Source organism: Ideonella oryzae, assembly GCF_024055665.1.
GTDB lineage: Bacteria > Pseudomonadota > Gammaproteobacteria > Burkholderiales > Burkholderiaceae_C > Ideonella > Ideonella oryzae.
The window spans coordinates 1-2,787 of the sequence record NZ_JAMXMC010000025.1; the positions used below are offsets into that span (position 1 = coordinate 1).

General features: G+C 69.6%; 3 protein-coding genes and 1 pseudogene. All 4 read right to left on the bottom strand.

The features are described 5' to 3' along the window. Positions 1 to 323, bottom strand: a pseudogene (locus M0L44_RS21890) (hypothetical protein); the annotation flags it as partial. Continuing rightward, positions 320 to 1,948 carry an IS66 family transposase gene (gene tnpC / locus M0L44_RS21895; RefSeq protein WP_252772305.1) on the bottom strand — a complete coding sequence of 543 codons (1,629 nt, stop codon included), beginning with the start codon at positions 1,946 to 1,948 and terminating at the stop codon, positions 320 to 322. The pseudogene M0L44_RS21890 and the gene tnpC, both read right to left, overlap by 4 nt. A 91-nt stretch (positions 1,949 to 2,039) precedes the next feature. Continuing rightward, complete coding sequence (gene tnpB / locus M0L44_RS21900; RefSeq protein WP_252772306.1) at positions 2,040 to 2,387, bottom strand: IS66 family insertion sequence element accessory protein TnpB; 348 nt, start codon at positions 2,385 to 2,387, stop codon at positions 2,040 to 2,042. Beyond that, a partial coding sequence (tnpA, locus tag M0L44_RS21905) for an IS66-like element accessory protein TnpA (RefSeq protein WP_252772307.1) occupies positions 2,384 to 2,787 on the bottom strand: 404 nt, incomplete at its 5' end. The genes tnpB and tnpA, both read right to left, overlap by 4 nt.

Consider the following 2,787-nt stretch of genomic DNA (forward strand, 5'->3'; position numbering starts at 1 on the left):
GCCGGCTCGGGTGCCGGAGTGTGGGTACCTTGTGCTGGCGGCTCGATGGCCGTGTAGGGCACGTTCCAGGCACTGCGCGTGCCTTGCTCCTGGATCGTCAGCTGGGTGTCTTTCATCGCGACGATGGTCCCCGTGCGCATCTGCCCGTCGCGCCAGTCCATGAAGCGCACGCTCTGGCCCATGTGCAGGTCCTTGCGCACCTGCAGGATCCGCTTGGGGTCGGCCAGCATGCGCTCGATGACCGCACTGAGCTGGAACAGTTGCAGGTTGCTGGCCTGCTGCAGCACTTCCAGCAGCCGGGCGTCGATGGCGGAGGCGTTCATGCCGCCATCTTGCCTTGCTCGGGCAGCTGCTGAGGCTGCCGGCCGATGTTCCACGGCAGCAGTTCCTCGATGCGGTTGATCGGGTGCTCGGCAATGCGCTCGAAGACCTCGCTCAGGTAGGCTTCGGGGTCCAGACCGTTGAGCTTGGCCGTTTCCACCAGGCTGTAGAAGGCCGCTGCGCGCTCGCCGCCAGCGTGCGAGCCCATGAACAGGTAGTTCTTGCGCCCCAGGCTCACGCCGCGCAGCGCCCGCTCGGCGGCGTTGTTGTCGATCTCCAGGCGCCCATCGTCGACATAGCGCGTGAGCGCCTCCCAGCGGCTCAGGCTGTAGCCGATGGCCTGGGCGATCTCTGACTTCGCCGACACCCGCGGCAGCAAGGCCTGCAGCCAGCCGCGCATCGCCTGGAGCAGCGGCCCGGCGCGGGCTTGGCGCTGGGCGCAGCGCACATCGGGCGGCTGGCCACGGATTTCGTCCTCGATCGCATAGAGCGCACGAATGCGGCCCAGCGCCTGCGCCGCCAAGCTGTGGGGGGCGCGCTTGCTGGCCAGGTACAGATTCCACCAGGGTCGCCGCGCGTGCGCCCAGCAGGCCACTTCCTGAACCGGGCCGTCGTACAGCTGCAGCCAGCCGGCATACGCATCAGCCTGCAGCGCCCCCTGGAAGCCACGCAGGTGCGACCTCGGGTGCTCGCCGCCGCGGTCGGCCGAGTAGGCAAACCAGGCTGCCCGTGGCCCCTGATCGCCCGCCGGCCGGTCATCCCGCACGTACACCCACAGCCGCGCGGTGCGCGTCTTGCCACTGCCCGGTGCCAGCACCTTCACCGGCGTGTCGTCGCCGTGGATCTTGCGGCCAGCCAGCACGTAGCGCTGCACAGCGGCCACCAGCGGGTCGATCAAGTCGTCGGCCTTGTCCACCCAGCCGGCCAGCGTCGAGCGGTCGATCTCGACGCCATCGCGCGCGAAGATGCCGCTCTGGCGGTACAGCGGTTGATGGTCGCAGTACTTGCCCACCATCACATGCGCCAGCAGCGCCGGCCCGGGCAGGCCGCGGGCGATCGGGCGACTGGGTGAGGCCGCCTGGAAGACCCGCTGGCAGCGCACGCAGGCCAGCTTCGGGCGAACGTGGCGCAGCACCTTGAAGCGACCCGGCACGTACTCCAGCTGCTCGGAGACGTCGCGTCCGATCTCGCGCAGGCGGCCACCACACTCCCCGCAGCCGCAGGACTGGCCTTGCGCGTCGTGGTGCTCGGGCGTGGTCTCGGGGCGGTGCAATTGGGACTCGCGCGGCAGGTGCTCAGGCAGGCCGCGCTGGGTCGGGGTGTCGTTCGCAGGGCGCCGCTCATCGCTGTTGGCTGCCGGCGACACCGGTCGATCGGCCGGCTTGAGCGCCTCGATTCCATCCAGTACGTCACCCTCCAGCAGACTGGCTTGCGGGGCCGGCGAGCCGTCGGCCAGGCGCTCGCTGGCACTGCCGAAGAGCATGCGGTTGCGCCGCAGCAGCTGCAGCTTCAACTTCTGCACCACCAAGCGCAGCATCTGGATCTCGGCGTCGCGCGCCTGCACCTGCAGGCGCAGCGCATCGATGCCATCGGCCATATCGGCGGGGGAATCGATGTCGTGCGGCATGGATCCACTGTGCCCAGCGCCTCACACCCTGGGCATCCGGGGGATCACCGAGCCTTGTTCATCCAGTACTCGGCCCGCTCAAACTACCGGTTCAGGCAGCCAGGTCGGGCACATGGGTGCGCACCGGCATGCGCCAGTCGATGCCCTCCAGCAGCATCGCCAGTTGGGCCGGCGTGAGCACCACGGCGCCCGAGCCGGCCTGCGGCCACACGAAGCGCCCGCGCTCGAGCCGCTTGGCCAGCAGCACCAGGCCCTGGCCGTCGAACCACAGCAGCTTGAGAATGTCGCCGCGGCGGCCGCGGAAGACGAAGACGTGGCCTCCAAACGGGTTGGCCGCCAGCGCGGAGTGCACCACCGCGGCCAGCCCGTCGAAGCCCTTCCTCATGTCGGTGTGGCCGGCAACGATCCACACCCGCGTGTTGGCTGGCAGACCGATCACGGTGGCGTGTCACGCAGGCAGTGCAGCACGGTGCGCAGCGTGGCGGCGTCGACACCCGCATGGACACGCAGCCGTGCACCGTCCAGCTCGATCTCGATGGCCGGGCCACTCACCGGCTTGACCGGGGCCGCCAGCGTTGTGGCAGGGGCAGCCTCGGTGGCCGCCGCGATCACGACCGGCAGCAGCGTTGCTGCGGCGGCCGATACCGCACGCGACTTGCCGTGCAGTTGCACCCAGCGGCGCAACTGGTTGGCGTTGACCTGGTTGCTCATCGCCAGGCCAGCCAGTGACATGCCAGGCTGCAGCGCCTGCTCGACGATCCAGCGCTTGAACTCTGGCAAGTAGTTGTGACGGCCGCGCGCGTTCGTCTTGAGCACGCGCTCGCCGCTCCAGGTTGGGG

Excerpts from the sequence above, each read along its gene's own strand:
- tnpC (WP_252772305.1), bottom strand. The coding sequence starts at position 1,948 with ATGCCGCACGACATCGATTCCCCCGCCGATATGGCCGATGGCATCGAT.